The 17,519-nt window shown below is 41.3% G+C and carries 16 protein-coding genes; 6 read left to right on the forward strand and 10 right to left on the reverse strand.

Annotated elements, in window-relative coordinates; all coding sequences use genetic code 11:
- Positions 1-44: 44 nt before the first annotated feature.
- From epmA to Q0788_RS05610, 3 genes are all read right to left on the reverse strand, one after another.
- The gene (epmA, locus tag Q0788_RS05600) at positions 45-1,073 is read right to left on the reverse strand and encodes an EF-P lysine aminoacylase EpmA (protein ID WP_298808628.1); all 1,029 of its coding nucleotides are present in this window, start codon (positions 1,071-1,073) and stop codon (positions 45-47) included.
- 54 nt (positions 1,074-1,127) lie between these two features.
- Positions 1,128-2,237, reverse strand: coding sequence for a 4-phosphoerythronate dehydrogenase (locus Q0788_RS05605; protein ID WP_298809026.1), 1,110 nt, complete (start codon positions 2,235-2,237; stop codon positions 1,128-1,130).
- Positions 2,238-2,345: 108 nt separating this feature from the next.
- On the reverse strand, positions 2,346-3,473 hold the full coding sequence (locus Q0788_RS05610) for an AI-2E family transporter (protein WP_201548554.1): 1,128 nt from the start codon (positions 3,471-3,473) through the stop codon (positions 2,346-2,348).
- An 875-nt stretch (positions 3,474-4,348) separates the two neighbouring features.
- Here Q0788_RS05610 and Q0788_RS05615 point away from each other — a divergent pair.
- A complete protein-coding gene (locus tag Q0788_RS05615; RefSeq protein ID WP_298808632.1) occupies positions 4,349-6,040 on the forward strand; it encodes an NAD+ synthase in 1,692 nt (563 codons plus the stop codon).
- Positions 6,041-6,252: 212 nt separating this feature from the next.
- The gene (locus Q0788_RS05620) at positions 6,253-7,527 is read left to right on the forward strand and encodes a hemolysin family protein (RefSeq protein ID WP_298808633.1); all 1,275 of its coding nucleotides are present in this window, start codon (positions 6,253-6,255) and stop codon (positions 7,525-7,527) included.
- A 46-nt stretch (positions 7,528-7,573) separates the two neighbouring features.
- Here the strand turns inward: Q0788_RS05620 and Q0788_RS05625 are convergent, their stop codons facing one another.
- A complete protein-coding gene (locus Q0788_RS05625; protein ID WP_298808634.1) occupies positions 7,574-8,290 on the reverse strand; it encodes a YggS family pyridoxal phosphate-dependent enzyme in 717 nt (238 codons plus the stop codon).
- Positions 8,291-8,645: 355 nt separating this feature from the next.
- Between Q0788_RS05625 and Q0788_RS05630 the strand changes: the two genes are divergently transcribed.
- Both Q0788_RS05630 and Q0788_RS05635 read left to right on the forward strand, forming a co-directional pair.
- On the forward strand, positions 8,646-9,701 hold the full coding sequence (locus tag Q0788_RS05630) for a type IV pilus twitching motility protein PilT (protein ID WP_057758253.1): 1,056 nt from the start codon (positions 8,646-8,648) through the stop codon (positions 9,699-9,701).
- Between the two features lie 132 nt (positions 9,702-9,833).
- Positions 9,834-10,955: a PilT/PilU family type 4a pilus ATPase gene (locus tag Q0788_RS05635; protein ID WP_298808636.1), complete on the forward strand. Its 1,122-nt coding sequence runs from the start codon at positions 9,834-9,836 to the stop codon at positions 10,953-10,955.
- A 126-nt stretch (positions 10,956-11,081) separates the two neighbouring features.
- On the opposite strand, the gene fur is transcribed toward Q0788_RS05635, so the two are convergent.
- Positions 11,082-11,516, reverse strand: coding sequence for a ferric iron uptake transcriptional regulator (gene fur / locus Q0788_RS05640; RefSeq protein ID WP_057758249.1), 435 nt, complete (start codon positions 11,514-11,516; stop codon positions 11,082-11,084).
- Positions 11,517-11,833: 317 nt separating this feature from the next.
- Here fur and Q0788_RS05645 point away from each other — a divergent pair, with 317 nt between their 5' ends.
- Positions 11,834-12,253 (forward strand): outer membrane protein assembly factor BamE, encoded by a 420-nt coding sequence (locus Q0788_RS05645; RefSeq protein WP_298808638.1) that lies wholly within the window; start codon positions 11,834-11,836, stop codon positions 12,251-12,253.
- 34 nt (positions 12,254-12,287) lie between these two features.
- On the opposite strand, the gene Q0788_RS05650 is transcribed toward Q0788_RS05645, so the two are convergent.
- The 4 genes from Q0788_RS05650 to Q0788_RS05665 form a co-directional block, all read right to left on the reverse strand.
- Positions 12,288-12,659, reverse strand: a complete 372-nt coding sequence (locus Q0788_RS05650; RefSeq protein WP_298808639.1) for an RnfH family protein — start codon at positions 12,657-12,659, stop codon at positions 12,288-12,290.
- Positions 12,647-13,780, reverse strand: a complete 1,134-nt coding sequence (locus tag Q0788_RS05655; protein WP_298808641.1) for a hypothetical protein — start codon at positions 13,778-13,780, stop codon at positions 12,647-12,649. Before Q0788_RS05655 ends, Q0788_RS05650 begins: the two co-directional genes overlap by 13 nt.
- A gap of 354 nt (positions 13,781-14,134) precedes the next feature.
- On the reverse strand, positions 14,135-14,803 hold the full coding sequence (locus tag Q0788_RS05660; protein ID WP_101205531.1) for a c-type cytochrome: 669 nt from the start codon (positions 14,801-14,803) through the stop codon (positions 14,135-14,137).
- A 318-nt stretch (positions 14,804-15,121) separates the two neighbouring features.
- Complete coding sequence (locus tag Q0788_RS05665) at positions 15,122-15,457, reverse strand: c-type cytochrome (protein WP_298808643.1); 336 nt, start codon at positions 15,455-15,457, stop codon at positions 15,122-15,124.
- Between the two features lie 404 nt (positions 15,458-15,861).
- On the opposite strand from Q0788_RS05665, the gene yihA reads away from it, so the two are divergent.
- Entirely contained in the window at positions 15,862-16,632 is a 771-nt protein-coding gene (gene yihA, locus Q0788_RS05670; protein WP_102078084.1) for a ribosome biogenesis GTP-binding protein YihA/YsxC, read from the forward strand.
- Positions 16,633-16,756: 124 nt separating this feature from the next.
- Here the strand turns inward: yihA and Q0788_RS05675 are convergent, their stop codons facing one another.
- Positions 16,757-17,464, reverse strand: coding sequence for an HAD family hydrolase (locus Q0788_RS05675; protein WP_298808645.1), 708 nt, complete (start codon positions 17,462-17,464; stop codon positions 16,757-16,759).
- Between the last annotated feature and the right edge of the window lie 55 nt (positions 17,465-17,519).

The following is a 17,519-nucleotide window of genomic DNA, read 5'->3' on the forward strand; positions in this document are numbered from 1 at the left end:
ATTATGTATTTAGATTACAGCTAATCTAAAAGAAGCTCATTCAATTATGCTTGCCCACTGGGAAAAGGAATGACTTCTTCCAAGCTGCTTGCACCTGTTACAACCATTAGCAATCTATCCATACCGACTGCGATACCGCTACATGGCATCAAATCATTGGAGGCAGCTAATAGATGTTCATCAATTGGCATTTGAGGTAGATCATGACGCGCACGTAATTGATTGTCTTGTTCAAAACGGTCACGCAATGCTTGGCCATCTGCTAGCTCGTCATAAGCATTAGCGATTTCAATGCCATTGATATACAGCTCAAAACGCTTAGCAATTTTATTACCGTCTTTGTCCATAGATGTCTTCGCTAGTGCAGCGGTCGCAGGTGGATACTCTATAATCAATGTCGGCAAATCATGACCTAGGTTTGGCTCTACGGCATGACTGAATAACAAATCCAACCAGCTCTGACGACGGTTTTCTTCGCTATCATCAGTATTATTAAAATCAAATCCTGTCAAACCCATATCTTCTGCCACGGCTTGCAATGCAGTTAAACTCGCTGTCAACGGATGTATGCCCACAAAGTCCATAAAGGCATCGACATAGCGATAATGACTCATCACAATTGAATGACCATAGAGTGTCTCCAACAATTCATTAAGTTCAGTTGCCATCTCGTCCAGACTATAATTAGGTTGATACCATTCAAGCATCGTAAATTCAATATTATGACGTGTGCCTATTTCGTTATCACGAAAGACAGGACAAATCTGATAGATAGGTACTTGCCAGCTGGCTAATAAACGCTTCATCGCAAACTCAGGCGAGGTATGCAAATAATAAGTGCGTGGACGGTCTTGATAGGTCACGTGAGCTGCTATAGACTGCAAAAAAGTGTCTGTATTACCTGCTTGGGATAATAGCGGTGTCTGCACTTCCAGCACTTGTCGACTGGCAAAAAACTGCCGAATACTACTGATAAATTGCGCGCGCTTTTGTGCCATCGCAAGTGTCATGGTTGGCGCGTAGCTAGGCTTAGAAGTAATAAGCTGCGAAGAAATATTATTTACTTGAGTCATTGGGCTCTACTGCGACTGATAAATGATTAGCTGCTAAAGATTCTATCTGGCCGTTTAAAACTGCCACTCACGACGCAAGTGGTAGTCACGCCTCAGACTGTCGAAGTCAGCACCGTTTACTTGCCCATCAACCGCCTTATTTCGCAATGAGGTATCATCTTGCATGATGTCATAAAACTTTGGCAATCTGTCTGGATACGATTTTAACTCAGACCATAAGAACATATTTAGCGGTAGCAGACTGGACATAGATTGAGCTGGAGGTATTGCTAATTTTTCACACAATGCATCATAAATGATTTGTGTGCCACGTAGCTTACCTTCTAGCGTATAGCCAGCGATATGCGGTGTGGCAATAGCGAGTTTGGATAGTAAGCTTTCTTCAATTTCTGGCTCATGCTCAAACACGTCTAGCACCACTTGACGTCCAGTACGCTCAATGTTGGCTTCAAGCGCGCTTTCCTCGATTACAGGCCCTCGCGCACTATTAATCAGCATCGTATCGGCAGGCATCATTGCCAATGCAGCTGCATTGATAAGGTGACGTGTTGGGTAGTCACTACCTTTAGGATTCGTCGCATTCTTTTCATTGGTCAAAGGCACATGCAGACTAACCACGTCACTCTGGCTAAGTACCTGCTCCAAGCTAGCATTGTTAGTTTTAGAGGCTGGTAACAAGGGATCATAACCTAGCACCTGCCAACCCAAATCATAGGCATATTGAGCAAGTGTACTACCGATATTACCAAGACCAATGACACCTAATGTTAATGACGCCGATTGCTGCCAATACTGCGGACGCAAAGTGAAAACAGCCGTCAATACATATTGAGCCACAGAATGCTTGCTACAACCAGCCGCATTGGCGAAAGTGATATTGCGAGATGCTAGATAATCTTGATCTACATGGTCGGTACCAATAGTCGCAGACCCAACAAACTGTAGACTGTTATTATCAACCAATAGCGCTTCATTTACTTTCGTCACCGAGCGTATCAGCAGTACATCTGGCTGTACTTTGGCAAGTCGCACTGCATCGATATCTCGACCAGCGACAGTAATGATATCAACCGTATGCTCAGTCAGCTGACTAAGCGTAGCGTCATTAAAAAAATCATTTAGACTGGCGATGTTGCTGTCCGCTAAAATAGTGATATTTTTAATTGTACTTAACTTATCGGTCTTATTATTCGTCGGTTCTGTCATATTCTTATTTATCATTTGCCACCATCTCTATCGATAATTTTTTACGTCATATTTGCTAGTGATTCGTTATTCTGGTTCGTGCACAGGATCTATCGCACGAGAGTCAGAAAGCATCACCTCTTGCTGAGCAAATATCTCATTCTTATGCTGCGATATCCACTCGCGCCATACCGCAAGCCCGATAGCCAATACGACAGGCCCGATAAACAAACCAACAAAACCAAACGCTGTTAGACCACCCAGTACACCGATAAAAATAATGATAAAAGGAATTTTGGTCGCGCCGCTAATGACGATAGGACGAATCAAATTATCCACCCAGCTAATTACCAGTACACCCCATAGTGCCAATCCAATACCCTCTGCAGTATGTCCTTGGCTCAACAGCCAAATCGATACACCGCCCCAAACGAATGGCGTGCCAAACGGAATCAAGGCAATAATAAACGTGACAATGGTCAATAAAATAGGACTTGGCGCACCAGCGAAGTAATAGCCGATACCAGCCAATAAAGCCTGAGCCAATGCCGTCAGCCCAATGCCGTATACCACCGCACGCGTAGTTGTACCCACAGAATCGATGTAACCGTCGATGCGATTACCGATAATATTGCGCAGCGCTTGACGAATCTGCCGAACCAGACTGGTGCCATCTCGGTAAAAGAAGAAAAGCGTCATTAACGCCATACCGAGTTTGGCCAAACTACTGAACACCACATCAAATGCTATTTTGCCATAATATAAATGCGACTGAACCCAAATGCGAAAAGCTTCTAGCGTCCCTTCTGGATTTTTGTTGATGCGCCACAGTACGTCCTTGACTTGCTGACCGATGATAGGCAAATCTTTGAGGGAGTCAGGCACATCTAAATAGCCTACCTTGATACGATAAATCAAGTTACTGATTAAACTTAAAGCTTCTTGCTGCAAGATAAACACACCGATGACCAGTGGCACGCCTATTATCAGTGAGATACTCACCGTCATAATAGCGGCACTAAAATCTGGGCTTAGCTTTACCTTTTCATGGAAGAAATTATAAATAGGAAAAGTCACATAGGCCAAAATCGCTGCCCACAGCGCTGGCACAATAAAAAATTGCACCACTTGAAAACACAATACGAACAGTACCACTAGCAACGTAATTGCTAATAAGCGCTGAATAATAAATTCTTTTGTCCAGTTTTCAATCATAGCGTATAAACCAAAAGCGGACAGCAAACGATAATTTTGCTGGCGAGTTTATAAATGTGTGATGAATATCAGCTCTTAGACACTGTCTGTAAGCCGTATCCATTAGCGAGAGTTGCGAATCATACAAAAAAGCATTGCGTCGGACTTATATTGCTACGGACTTATAAATTCACATGAAGATTAAGTAACATGACAATTAAATAGTATGACTATGTCTAGTTCTATACTATAAATTCATAGCCATTTATTATCATAGATAACACAATAAAAATGCAGTTAGCACGCTTTATTATGCAATAAAGCGTGTGAATTATATAACGCGTTGTTGTAATCTTTACTTACAACTTTGTCTATGCAAGCTTACTAGATGACGACGATAATGACTAGCGCATAATGCATGAATTTAGTGTGTAAAAATGATGTATCGAAAACTGCTTTTATGTTCAGCTTTTAAACTGTTATCTTATAAGGGAATCCACTGGTGCGTTCTATTTGTCGCGACAATTGATGTTATACTAAAGCAATTATTTTAAGCTTTTCAGTGTAGTTAAGTTTATTTGCACATATTTATTTACATCGTCGTACAGACATCGAATCCTTTGAGCCAGATTTCAACACCTGCTTATACCGTCTTCTTTTAGACTATCATAAGTTCTAATTTTAGGGTGTCGCTATCACTTAGAGTGAATTACTTGAGCAAAATCATAAGTCTTTTATAAAGGCTTATACGAGATTTAGACTCAGCATATCAGCTCAATATTCGAGCTTGATATGCCAGAGCGCAGTTTTGAGTTAATTTCGGATTTACTTTGATTTTATTTGAAATCAATACAGACACACCAAATTTTAATAATATATCGATAGGAACAATAACAATGTCAAAAGACACTGATAACCCCAACTCTAACACCTCAAACGAAGCCAGTAAGACCAATAAACCACAAGATACTGTCACTTTTGCTTTAGCTCAATCACATTTTTTGGTCGGTGATATCGCAACCAACGTCGAAAAAATGCGTACCCTAGCATTACAAGCACGTGAACAGGGTGCTGACGTAATCGTATTTCCAGAGTTAGCGCTACTAGGCTACCCTCCACAAGATTTATTGCTACGTCCAAGCTTATCAGGCCGTGTTAAAAGCGCTTTGTCTACTTTGAGTGATATCGATGATATCGTCATGATTGTCGGCTATCCGCATGTCGATCATCACGGTACTTTTAACTCTGCTGCCATCCTACATAATGGTCATCAAAAAGGTTTTTACCATAAGCAGATTTTGCCAAATTATGGCGTGTTTGATGAGCGTCGCTACTTCGACAAAGGTCGTAATCAAGTTTTATTTGACTATAAAGGCATTACTATTGGTCTGCTTATCTGTGAAGATTTGTGGGAAAAAGGTCCTATCTCTGAGCTTAAAAAACAAGGTGCTGATCTAATTGTAAGCTTAAACGCCTCGCCTTTTGAGATTGAAAAGCAAGACAATCGCAAAACCATGCTGGCCAAGCGTAGCCGTGAAAGCAAACTACCTATCGTCTATGTCAATGCTGTCGGCGGGCAAGACGATCTAGTGTTTGATGGCGGCTCTATGGCTGTACAAGCTGACGGTAGCGTTGCCCATGAAGCGCCGCGCTTTATGAACCAGTTGCTATTGGCCACGTTAGATGTAAAAACTGCTAAATTTAACGAGCAGACCAAAGCACCTCTAACTTTGAGCCGTGAATCTGAAATGTATCAAGCATTAGTCGTCGGTCTACGCGACTATGTCAACCATTCAGGGTTCTCTGGCATTATTGTTGGATTGTCAGGTGGTATTGACTCGGCATTGACGCTTTGTATTGCTGTTGACGCTCTAGGCGCTGACAAGGTATATGCAGTCATGATGCCATACGAGTACACCTCTCAAATCAGTCTAGAAGATGCTCAAGCACAGGCACGTCGCTTAAATGTTTCTTACACCGTCTGCCCTATTTTTGACGCTGTCGAAGGCATCCGTCATACGCTAGCACCGTTATTCAATAAGTCGCCAGCGGACACGACCGAAGAAAACATCCAAGCGCGTGCTCGTGGTGTTATTTTGATGGCATTGTCTAATAAATTCGGTCATTTAGTTATTACGACTGGTAACAAGTCAGAATTGGCTGTTGGTTACTCAACGCTATATGGCGACATGGCTGGTGGCTTTGACGTACTAAAAGACGTATATAAGTCTCAAGTTTATAAATTGGCGAGCTATCGTAACCGTTTAGAAGATACGCCGGTTATTCCTGAGCGTGTTATTACCCGTCCGCCATCAGCTGAATTACGTCCAGATCAAAAAGATCAAGACAGCTTGCCTGACTACGATGTGTTAGATGGTATCTTGACGTCATATATCGATGAAGACATGGGCTATCAAGAAATCATTGATAAAGGCTTCGATGCTGAGATGGTCGCCAAAGTCATCAAAATGGTAGACAACAGCGAATACAAACGCTTGCAATCTCCTATCGGTACTAAGATTAGCCACAAAGCTTTTGGGCGTGAACGCCGTTACCCATTAGTCAATAAGTGGTCAATCAAAGGCTAATTACTACATACCTCTCAACTTCTACTATCTATAAGTTGAAAGGTACTAGTTAGCCAGTTTTACAAGATATCGAATTTTTTACTATTAGCTGGGTGCTTGCCCAGCTTTTTTGGTTTTTATCCACCAAAAACTTCTACACCTAGCCCGATTCTTTTCCACACAGCTTCAACAACTATTTGCCTCAATTATCTTTATTTTTTTTCGAGTACGTCATGAGTTTGCTAACCGCTAGTGTTTTTCTTCTTTTACTGCTTGCCTTGAGTACCTTTGTCTCTGCTGCTGAGATTGCCATCGCTGCAGGCCGCAAAATCAAGCTCCAAATTATGGCAAAAGAAGGCGATGTTCGTGCACTTGACGTCCTTAATATGCAGGAGCATCCTGGAAGTTTTATTACCGTCGTACAAATAGTGCTAAATGCGGTCGCTATTTCAGCTGGTGCCGTCGGTGAATCAGCCATCAGTCCTTATCTCAAGCAGTTATTAAATAGTGAAACGATAGCATCGGTTATATCATTTGTACTTATCACGAGTTTGTTTTCACTACTTGCTGATCTAATGCCTAGGCGTTTGGCCATGTCAAATGCTGAGACGATAGCGGTACGGCTCGTACGCCCGATGATGCTGCTGATATTTATACTAAAGCCCATTATATGGGTGTTCGATGGGGCTGCAAATATCCTGTTTAAGCTTTTTGGCATCTCAACCATACGTCAAGATGATATGACACCAGAAGATATTTATGCAGTGATGGATGCAGGTGCTGAAGCAGGTGTATTAAAGAAGCAAGAGCATCACTTGATTGAAAACATCTTTGATATACAAGAGCGTACCGTCACCTCAGTAATGAACCCTCGAGAAAATATCGTTTACTTTGATACCAAAACAAGTACCGAAGAAGTCGTGAATATCATGATTGAGCAGCCACACAATAAGTTTTTGGTTTGCCATGATGACGACTTAGAACATATCATTGGTTATGTGGAATCTCGTAGCTTTTTAGCTTTGGTTTTGAACCAACAGGAAGTTAGCCTGACAAACAAGACTCTATTAAAGCCAGCACTTTTCGTGCCTGATACGCTGTCTTTATTTGAAGTATTAGAGATGTTTAAATCTACTGGCGCTGATTTTGCGGTCATCGTGAATGAATATGCCCTAGTCGTTGGTGTTATCACCTTAAAGGACGTGATGAGCATTGTGATGGGCGAGCTGGTAACGTTAGAGGAACAGCCTATCGTCCAGCGCACTGACAACTCTTGGTTAATCGATGGCATGACCCCTATTGAAGATGTGATTCGTGCATTAGATATCGTCGACTTACCACGCAGTCAAAATTACGAAACTATCAGTGGATTTATGATGTATATGCTCCGAAAAATTCCGAAAAAGACCGACACGATTGAGTATGCCAATTATCGATTTGAGATTATTGCGACTGATAATCTTAAAATTACACAGATGCTAGTCACCAAATTAGAAGATGTCATTTAATTTACTGGCTAGTTAAAGAATGCTTAATTAACCTATTCACATTGTTTTAAGCACGCTGACCAAATATAGCAGTACCGACACGTACCATCGTTGTGCCGTTTTCTATCGCTTCTGCCATATCACCACTCATACCCATACTAAGCGTATCCCAGCTATCTAGCTCTGGATGGTCAGCTTTAATCTCTTCAAACAGTTGCTTAGTTCGAGCAAAAGCATCCGTGTTGGCTTTAGCAGGGATAATCATCAGACCTCGCAGCTGTAAACGCTCGTACCCTTTAATCGCTGTTATCAGCTCTGGCAACTGGGCTGGCAGACATCCGGATTTGCTATCTTCGTTATCGATATTTAATTGGATCAACACATTCAACGGTGGCAGGTCAGCTGGTCGTTGCTCATTCAATCGTTTGGCGATGATATCGCGCTCAACCGTTTGCACCCAATCAAAGTGCTCTGCAATGTCACGTGTCTTATTACGTTGAATACTACCGATATAATGCCAAACGATACTCTTGCCTACAGGTTGAGCTTTAAGAGTAGTAATTTTTTCGATGGCTTCTTGTAGATAGTTTTCACCAAAATCACGCTGTCCCTGCTTTGCTAAAATTGCAATCATGTCAGCAGGTTTAGTTTTTGAAACAGCCAATAACATAACATTATCAACCTGTCTGTCAGCATAATCGCATGCTTGCTTCATCTGCTTACTAACTTGTTGCCAGTTATCGATAAGTGTCACTTCATCAATATTGCCATTCATTTCCTTCATATTTTGCCCTTATTGCTTGATTAATTTTTTGAAATTTTTTTCTGAAATTTTTATTATAAAAGAAACACAACTATCCGATTCTTAAAAGTAAATTAGAAATAGTTCCTATAAGAATTATTTTAAAACGATCCAGTTCTATTTTTTCTTAATTTAGTAGATGGTTAAATACGCACAGTCTTGTTATGATATTGTTACATGCTTTAACATATGCTGCTGAATATGTTAGTGATGGTAAAGACCTGTACTAGTGAGTCTCTTATCGTCTCTTATTATACTAAGGCTATCGATAAATAGTTTACCACGTACTTTTATAGTGTTTTGTCTTACCTAGACTAAGTGATAGGAATATCAAATTATGGCTGAAAAAAATAATCTTAATATCGAAGACTTGCTGCGCTTTACGGTTAAACATAAGGCATCAGATTTACATATTTCAGCGGGTATGCCAGCAATGATACGTGTCGATGGTGAAATGACACGTATCAATATGCCAGAGATGACCCATCAAGTCGTGCATCAGCTTATTTATGACATCATGAATGATAAGCAACGTGCCGACTTTGAAGAGTTTTTTGAAACGGATTTTTCTTTTGAAATTCCTAATCTAGCACGTTTTCGTGTCAACGCTTTTAATCAAAACCGCGGTGCAGGTGCTGTATTTCGTACCATTCCTTCCAAAGTATTAACGATGGAAGACTTAGGTATGGGCGATGTCTTTAGACGCGTTTCAGACTTTAAGCGTGGTGTGGTATTGGTCACAGGCCCAACAGGTTCAGGTAAGTCGACAACACTTGCAGCGATGATTGATTATATTAACGAAAGCCGTAAAGAGCATATTCTAACTATCGAAGACCCGATTGAATTTGTACATCAGTCTAAGAAAAGCTTGATCAATCAGCGTGAAGTACACCGTGATACTTTGGGTTTTGAGCCAGCATTGCGCTCTGCCCTACGTGAAGATCCCGATGTTATCTTAGTTGGTGAGCTACGTGACCTTGAGACTATCCGTTTGGCACTGACAGCGGCAGAGACTGGTCACTTAGTGTTCGGCACCTTGCATACCAGCTCAGCGGCTAAAACGATTGACCGCGTTATTGATGTATTCCCAGCTGCTGAAAAAGACATGATCCGCGCGATGCTGTCAGAATCATTGCAAGCTGTTATTTCACAGACCCTGTTACGTCGACAAGCGGGTGGACGTATAGCCGCCCATGAAATCATGATAGGCACCCCTGCTATCCGTAACTTGATACGTGAGAACAAAATCGCTCAAATGTATTCTGCTATCCAAACGGGTGCAGGCGATGGCATGATTACCCTTGATCAGACGTTAAAGAACTTGGTAAGTAAAGGAACCATTAGTAAGGATGTTGCACGTCCTTACGCCAAGCAACCTGAGGCATTTTTGTAGTACTGATAGATAGTATTGACAGATACCACTAAAAATAACAAACAACTTATGGTCTCTGTTTCTACTTTATTACTTTTTACTGACGTATTTAAAATATGATTTTAATCGACTTACATCCGGTGCAGGTGCGATATGGATATTGATAAACTATTACAATTAATGATCAGCAAAAATGGCTCTGACCTTTTTATTACTGCTGACGTAGCGCCTTCCATGAAAGTGAATGGAAAAATCTTACCTGTCGGTAGAACCCCTTTGAGTGCTGAGCAAACCATGAGATTGGTCAAAGGTGTAATGACGCCAAGCCAGCAAAAAGAGTTTGAAGAAACCAACGAGTGTCAATTTGCTATCTCTGATGAAGCACAGCAAGCTCGCTTTCGAGTCAGTGCATTTGTACAACGTGACATGGCAGGAATGATTTTACGGAAAATTGAAAACAACATTCCAACGGTCGAAGAGTTACGTTTACCGCCAGCGCTAAAAGAATTGGCCATGAAAAAACGCGGTATTATTCTATTAGTTGGCGCAACGGGTACGGGTAAATCCACTACCCTTGCTGCAATGATAGGACATCGCAATCAAAATTCTCATGGTCATATTATTACGATAGAAGACCCTATCGAATTTGTCCATAAACATCGCGGCTGTATTATCACCCAACGTGAGGTTGGTATCGATACCCATTCATTTGAAGCGGGCCTAAAAAACACGCTACGCCAAGCACCCGATGTCATCTTAATCGGTGAGATTCGTAACCGTGAAGTCATGAGCTATGCTATTCAGTACGCAGAAACTGGCCATCTAGTGTTTGCAACGTTGCACGCAAACAACGCTAACCAAGCAATCGATCGTATCATTCACTTCTTTGAAACCAGTCGCCATAATCAGTTGTTTATGGATTTGTCGTTGAACCTGCAAGCTATTATCGCGCAGCAACTTATCCCCACGCCTGATGGTAAAGGAAGACGCGCTGCTATTGAAATTTTGCTAAATTCGCAGCTGATCAGTGACTATATCCGTAAAGGGGAAGTTCATGAAATCAAAGATGTGATGACACGCTCACGAGACAGTGGTATGCAAACCTTTGATCAGGCACTTTTTGATTTGTATGAGCAAGGAGAGATAACGTATAAAGAAGCGATTCTACATGCCGACTCTCCTAACGATCTACGCCTCAAAATTAAGCTCAGCAGCAAAAATGGTAAGGCGAATTTAGATGAAGGTGCCGATAGTTTATCGTTAGATGTAAGCTAAATCATTAAGCTTTCTACGTATAATAGACATATAAAAAAACCCTCGTTATAAATAACGAGGGTTTCTTTTATTGTTCGATATCGTAGTACTGGCAGAAATAAGCGTTTCTACTTATACGCTAGACGATTACTTCGCGCTGTCTCTACAAGCTTGATCCGCGCAAATACCATATAGCACAAGAGAATGCCCAGACAGTTTAAAGCCATGTTTTTCTGCTACTTTTAGTTGTTCTTCTTCAATGACTTCATTATGAAACTCTATAATTTTGCCACACACATCACAAACTAGATGATCGTGATGCTCTTCTTGGGTAATCTCGAATACAGATAGATTGTTTTCAAAGTTATGACGCTCAACAATACCTGCTTGCTCAAACTGTGTTAGGACACGATAGACAGTGGCAAGACCTACGTCTTCACCTTGCTCGATAAGCGCCTTATACACTTCTTCTGCACTCATGTGATGCAGCTCTGCGCTTTCTAATAGCTCTAAAATTTTAATACGAGGTAACGTGACCTTGAGTCCTGCTCTACGTAAATCTTGATTGGTAAAAGAAGCCATAATATCCCTTTTGACTGTAACAGCCTTAACAAATAGAAAATATGAGATAAATAATCAGCAAAGATTATTTTTATTTAATATAAAGTAAATGATTAATAATAAACTGATGAAACTTATGCAGACATCTCTCTTATTATTTTCTAAATATCGAGATGCAAGCCTATGAATTTAAAATATAATTAATCTAACTATTCAGATTGTGTTTGGTAAATAATGTCGTAAGTGGTAGGCAATTGCAAGTAAATGACGTATCATTTGTCCAAGATTGTCGGTCAGACTGGTACGACCTAACGCTGGCCACACCTAATTCATTTCTTATGAGTCATCTTACCATGATAAAGACATTAAATTTCCGTCCGTTAAGCCACACAAGCGCATTACGTAAGATCGTTATCACCAGTATGCTTAGCGCTACTGTTGCTATGTCTGGCTGCTCATTATTGAGTGTTTATAAGATTGATTTGCCACAAGGCACAGCGATTACTCAAACCCAAGCTCTAAAGCTAAAAGTGGGTATGAATCAAAACCAAGTTCTTTATACTCTTGGTAGCCCTGCGATTCGAGATACTCTTGAGCCTAAACGCTGGGATTATATCTATGACTACAAAGCAGGCACTGAAGGTAGCCGCAAAGGCATCGCAGATGTCAAAAACGCTAGCCAGCATTTAGTTGTTTACTTTGATGATAATGGTTTGGTCACGCGCATCGAAGGTATTGAGAGTCTGCCAGCGTCATAGTTAGCGAAACCTATTAGCTTAGATAGTTAATGGTTTAGCTACGAGATTTATTTTTGCGCTGAGACATAGGATCAGCGCTTAAACTGCGATATACCTCGATACGGTCAAGAGGCTGTAGCAAATAGCTTAGTGGCTGTTTCTGTGCATAAATCCCTACATGCCAACGTTTTGCAGTTGGTGTGGTGATATCTATTACTTGCTCACACCACTCTGCCAGTTCTGCAAATTTCTCAAGCCACCCTGCTTGCGCCAACGCTTCATGCAAACTAGTACCTTGTTTGACCTGCAAAGCTAGATAATGCTGGCGCTGCTCATCTTCAGCATACGCCAGATATACGGTCATTAAGTTAGCTTGAGTAGACTGTGGCACGCTGTTGTCACGACCTTCGACTGTTAGCTCAACCACTGCATCACCCAACCTATCAATGCTAGCAGCAATGCTAATGGTACGACTAAACGTATCGCTACTCGCCACAAGTTATAAACTGCTTCATTGCTAAAATTTAACGACTTGCGTAGATGGCTAATCTTCATCTGCCAACCCGCAAATACTGATAATAACAGTACAGCAATGCTACTAATAATGACCAAGATGCCAACTAACCATGCTGTTGGAATCGCAACCACTAGTAATAAAGCTACAGCAAAAGTGATTATCAAACTAGCTAATAATCCAAACTTGTGCGTTAACTGTTGCGTGCTGTAATGTAGCAAGTAACTGGCTACAAATAACACCCCGCCCCAATATAACAGCTGTCCAATCGGCGGTAGCGACATACCACTAGTAAATAAAGCTACTACTCCTATCAGCAGTTGCAACACCCAAATCGGTAACACTAACTTGGTTGCACGGTACTCACGAGTAGCCGCTCTGTTGTTTGCTTGCTGATTGTTTGCTTCTACCGCTGTGACTGTCTGCTTACTCACTAAGTTCTGACCGAACCAGTATAATCCTGTACCCGCACCGACACTCACTAACGCTAACGCGACTGCGCGTGCCCATTCCGTCAAACTGACATCAGTCATGGCAAAACCAGCATTTGGCACACCGTTTGCGAATCCTAGTAGCAACCCTATTACCATCAACCCTAAGCCAATAGGTAAAGGCGTAATACCCAGCAAGCTTAAGAGTAACGCAATGACCATCAGGCCTGCAGCAACTGCGAAGCTAGGTACATCGGGTACGCTATTTAGCTCAGTTAATGCAGACAATATACCTGTACTTGCACCAGATATAACCAATGCTGCAATCACAATAGAGACCAGCGCCGCTAACCAACCAAAGCTGCGCCATATCGGACTGACATCTGCTTCACGAGTGAGCTTTTGCATACCCGCTAGAGGGCCTTCGACACTGCGATAGGCCAATGCTATCTCAGCGTAAACAACTGGCAGCGCAACCAATACCATGGCTAACAGCCATAGTAGCCAAAAATCAATCTCACCAATTGACGCAGGTGCAAACCAACGAAATAGCAATAACGGTAGTAGCGCCGCGATAAAATAAGAAGCATAACGGATCATCATAATTTCAATCCAAACGATCTAATACCACTCACAAAAACTGGATTAGCAAACGAAACAAGTGCAAGTACTACGCATAGTAGACTAGACATGTTTAACAAGGCTAATCGTATTTTGAAAATTGGTATAAAGTGAATAACGATAATTTATAATTATACAGAGCAACGACTGGCTTCTGTAAATGAATTCAGCTAAATACTGTCTTAATATAAGGGACAAACAGTTATAAAAAAACCCCGAAATCGGGGTTTAGTCATTCAGATATAATCAATATACGATTCAGTACTCAGTGGCTTTACTCAATGGCCTTCTATGCAAAGCAAAGTATGTATCAGATATTGAATCAGTGCGACTCAATTAGTGAATAGCACTTACATAGTCTGACAGGATACGAATATCACGATCTGATAGTTTCGATGCAACTGTTTGCATCATACCCATCTCCCCTTCTTTGGCTGCATCATTGACTCGTTTTTGATCATCACTATCGATATCATCAACACGTCCAGCGGCACGGAATAGTTTTAGCTGAGTAGCAATATACTGAGCGTGCTGTCCGCCTAGCTTTGGAAATGCAGCCCAAGTGTTACCTGCAGCATCTGGACCATGACAGCCTGCACAGCCAATAACACCGCGCGACTTATCGCCGCCCAAGAATAGCTTAGTCGCTTCTTGGTTGGTTGCAGGATTGCCGTAGCCAACGCCCCAAGGCGCTTGACTGGCGTAATAACCTGCTACGTTGGCTAGGTCTTGCTGAGACAGATTAGCAACTTGTGACTGCATGATACCGTTTTTGCGATATCCTGCTTTAAAGTTGACTAGCTGTTTATATAGGTACTTTACGTTTTGGCCGCCAAGGTTTGGCTGTGCAGGAACAATGCTGACGCCATTAAGACCATGACAAGCGGCACAAACGGTTTCTGCAACTTTTTGACCTGCATTGACGTCATATTCAGGAACAATAATAGCAGCTTGTACGCTGAAACTTGCAACGCATAAGCTGGCAGCAGCGATTAACTTTTTCATTGATACAAATCCTACTAGCTCGGCGTAAGCATTATTTAGAGTGATTGCACTGGTAAGATACCTGATATAGCCGTCTCTTTAATCATAAGAATGGCGTATATTTTGAGGTCTTGGACACAAGCAGTCTGAAAGTACTTACTAACATCAGGGTTTATTTTCGATTATTATAGCAAGACTTTGTATCATTTGCCTACTTAATCATAGTATCCATCAGTTTTCTGGCAACACAATATACAATATGCCGCAAAAACAAAAAGCGCAGATAGGTTGTTAAACCGGCGCTTTATTTTATATGTTCAAATTATATTTATAAGTCGATTATTTGCTCATATATTCGATAAGGTTACGATAATCGTCATCACTACATTTGTCGCAAAGACCACCTGCTGGCATCTGCGGCATCCCACCTTTGACAGACTTGATAAGCGTCGGCATACTTTTTTGTTTAATCAGCTGTTGCCATTTGGCACTATCACCTTTTTTGATGGCATTTAACGCCCCACTATCGTGACAGGCTGCACATGAGTTATTATAGGTAGTGGCGATATCCGCCGCACTTGCGCTGCTAATCATAATGCCACTTAATAATAGTGCAGCACTGCTAGCCGTTATAGCGCGATAACTCGTGCTAAGAAGTTTACTGATTGAAAACATAGAGCACCTCCTCGTGATATTTCACGTGTCTCATCAATCGTTCTATTAAACATCCTTCATTAAACATTGTAACAATATATGTCATATAAACATAGAGAATTTGGATATGGCTTTGTTAAAGCTGAGAACTTGTCTTAATGACTGACCAACTTTAATGTTATCCTACTATTTATATGATGCTAATCGCAGTTATTTCAATAAGTAAGACGCGGAATAGTATAGAATAGCCAGTAATTTTAAATAGCTACTTTTATGATTTGCACATAACTGTATTGATAAAGAACTGCCTTTTAACTTGGTTTACCTATTGCTTGACCACTTACTTGACCGCACCGATGACTTGAATCATCAGCTGACTAAAATTTTATAATCGCATCCAATTTTTTAAGATTAATGAGCCATTTATGAGTACCCCGTTTAACGATGTCGCCGCTGAACATGCCTTGTTCAATACCAAATCTCGTCAGAAAATTCAGCAAACTGAATTTATGATGTCAGCACCTACCTTTCGTCTCTGTCCTCCTGATATGGGATTGGAAGTCGCTTTTGCAGGTCGCTCAAACGCTGGCAAATCATCAGCCATCAACGCCTTAACCAATCAGCGTCAATTAGCTCGCTCGTCTAAAACACCTGGACGCACGCAGATGATTAACTTTTTTAGTATCGGTGATACTGACAGACGTTTGGTCGATTTGCCTGGTTACGGCTATGCAGCTGTTCCGCTAGAGATGAAAAAAGAATGGCAGGTTGAGCTAGAAGAATACTTGGTATCACGCTCAAGCCTTGCAGGTCTGGTATTGATGACAGATATTCGTCATCCGCTTAAGTTTTTTGATGAGCAAATGCTGCACTGGGCAAACGATGGTGAGCTACCAGTACATATTCTGCTGACCAAAGCAGATAAACTGAAGTACGGTGCTTCTAAGAACGCCCTACTCGAAACTCGCAAAAGACTGAAAAAACTGGGCTTAAACTGTACCATTCAGTTATTTTCAGCCCTTAGAAAAGAAGGTCTCGATGAGTTGGCTGGGATAATGGGCAACTGGTATGAGTATCAGCTTGATGCAGACAAAATTATCGAGTCATCTTTTGCATTGCTAGAAGGCGCTGAGTTAGAAGACGCTATTGAAAAAGAAAGCGGTGAAAAAGAGAGCGTTGATAAAGAAAACAAATAGATATCATTGTCTTTAGCAAAAAAGGGTTTATCGCTATTACGATAAACCCTTTTTTATTGCCTGTTTATTCACTCATTATTATTATCGGCGTGCTATTAAAATAACGAGAATGATAAAAGTAGCTCTACCCGCATAACAAGTCTACTAGCGCTTGTGGAGTATCAACTTGGTAGGTTGGATTTTGCTCAGCAAGCTCTACACTCGTTGCCGTACCATAGTTCACCGCTATACTGGTCATGCCTAATGCTGTTGCCATCTGAATGTCATAGATACTGTCGCCGATAAACACAGCATCAGAAACCTGCTGCTGCGTATAATCCAAGATATCGGTCAACATTTGCGGATCAGGTTTTGAGCCTGACTCATCAGCACAACGCGTAATTGCAAAATAATCATGGCTATCTGAGGCATCTAATACACGATCTAGCCCTTTTCTTTTTTTACCAGTTGCTACGGCGAGCGTTTTGCCCTGCTGCTGCAAAGTTTGCAACATATGCTCTATCGGTTCAAATAGCGGCGTACTATGACTATTGGCAATATAGTACTCTGCATAGGTTTGCTGAATCTCAAGCAACTGTGTATCCTTTGCCTGCGGATATAAAATCTTAATCCCATTCATTAAGCTCAGACCAATGATATCTTTTACGGCTTTATCAGTCGTCTCAAACCCGTGTGTTTCCCCAGCCACATGCATAGACTCAACGATTAGACCGATTGAATCCATTAGCGTGCCGTCCCAATCAAAAATAATTAACGTCTTATCAGACAGATTGTGTTCTGCTGATGGTTGAGTATTTACAACATACTCTGAAGTTGTAGCTGGTGTGGTCATGAATTTACCTTAATGAATATTAATAATAAATAGCAGATACTAAAACGTCACGGCG

Source organism: uncultured Psychrobacter sp. (genome assembly GCF_947500265.1).
Classification (GTDB): domain Bacteria; phylum Pseudomonadota; class Gammaproteobacteria; order Pseudomonadales; family Moraxellaceae; genus Psychrobacter.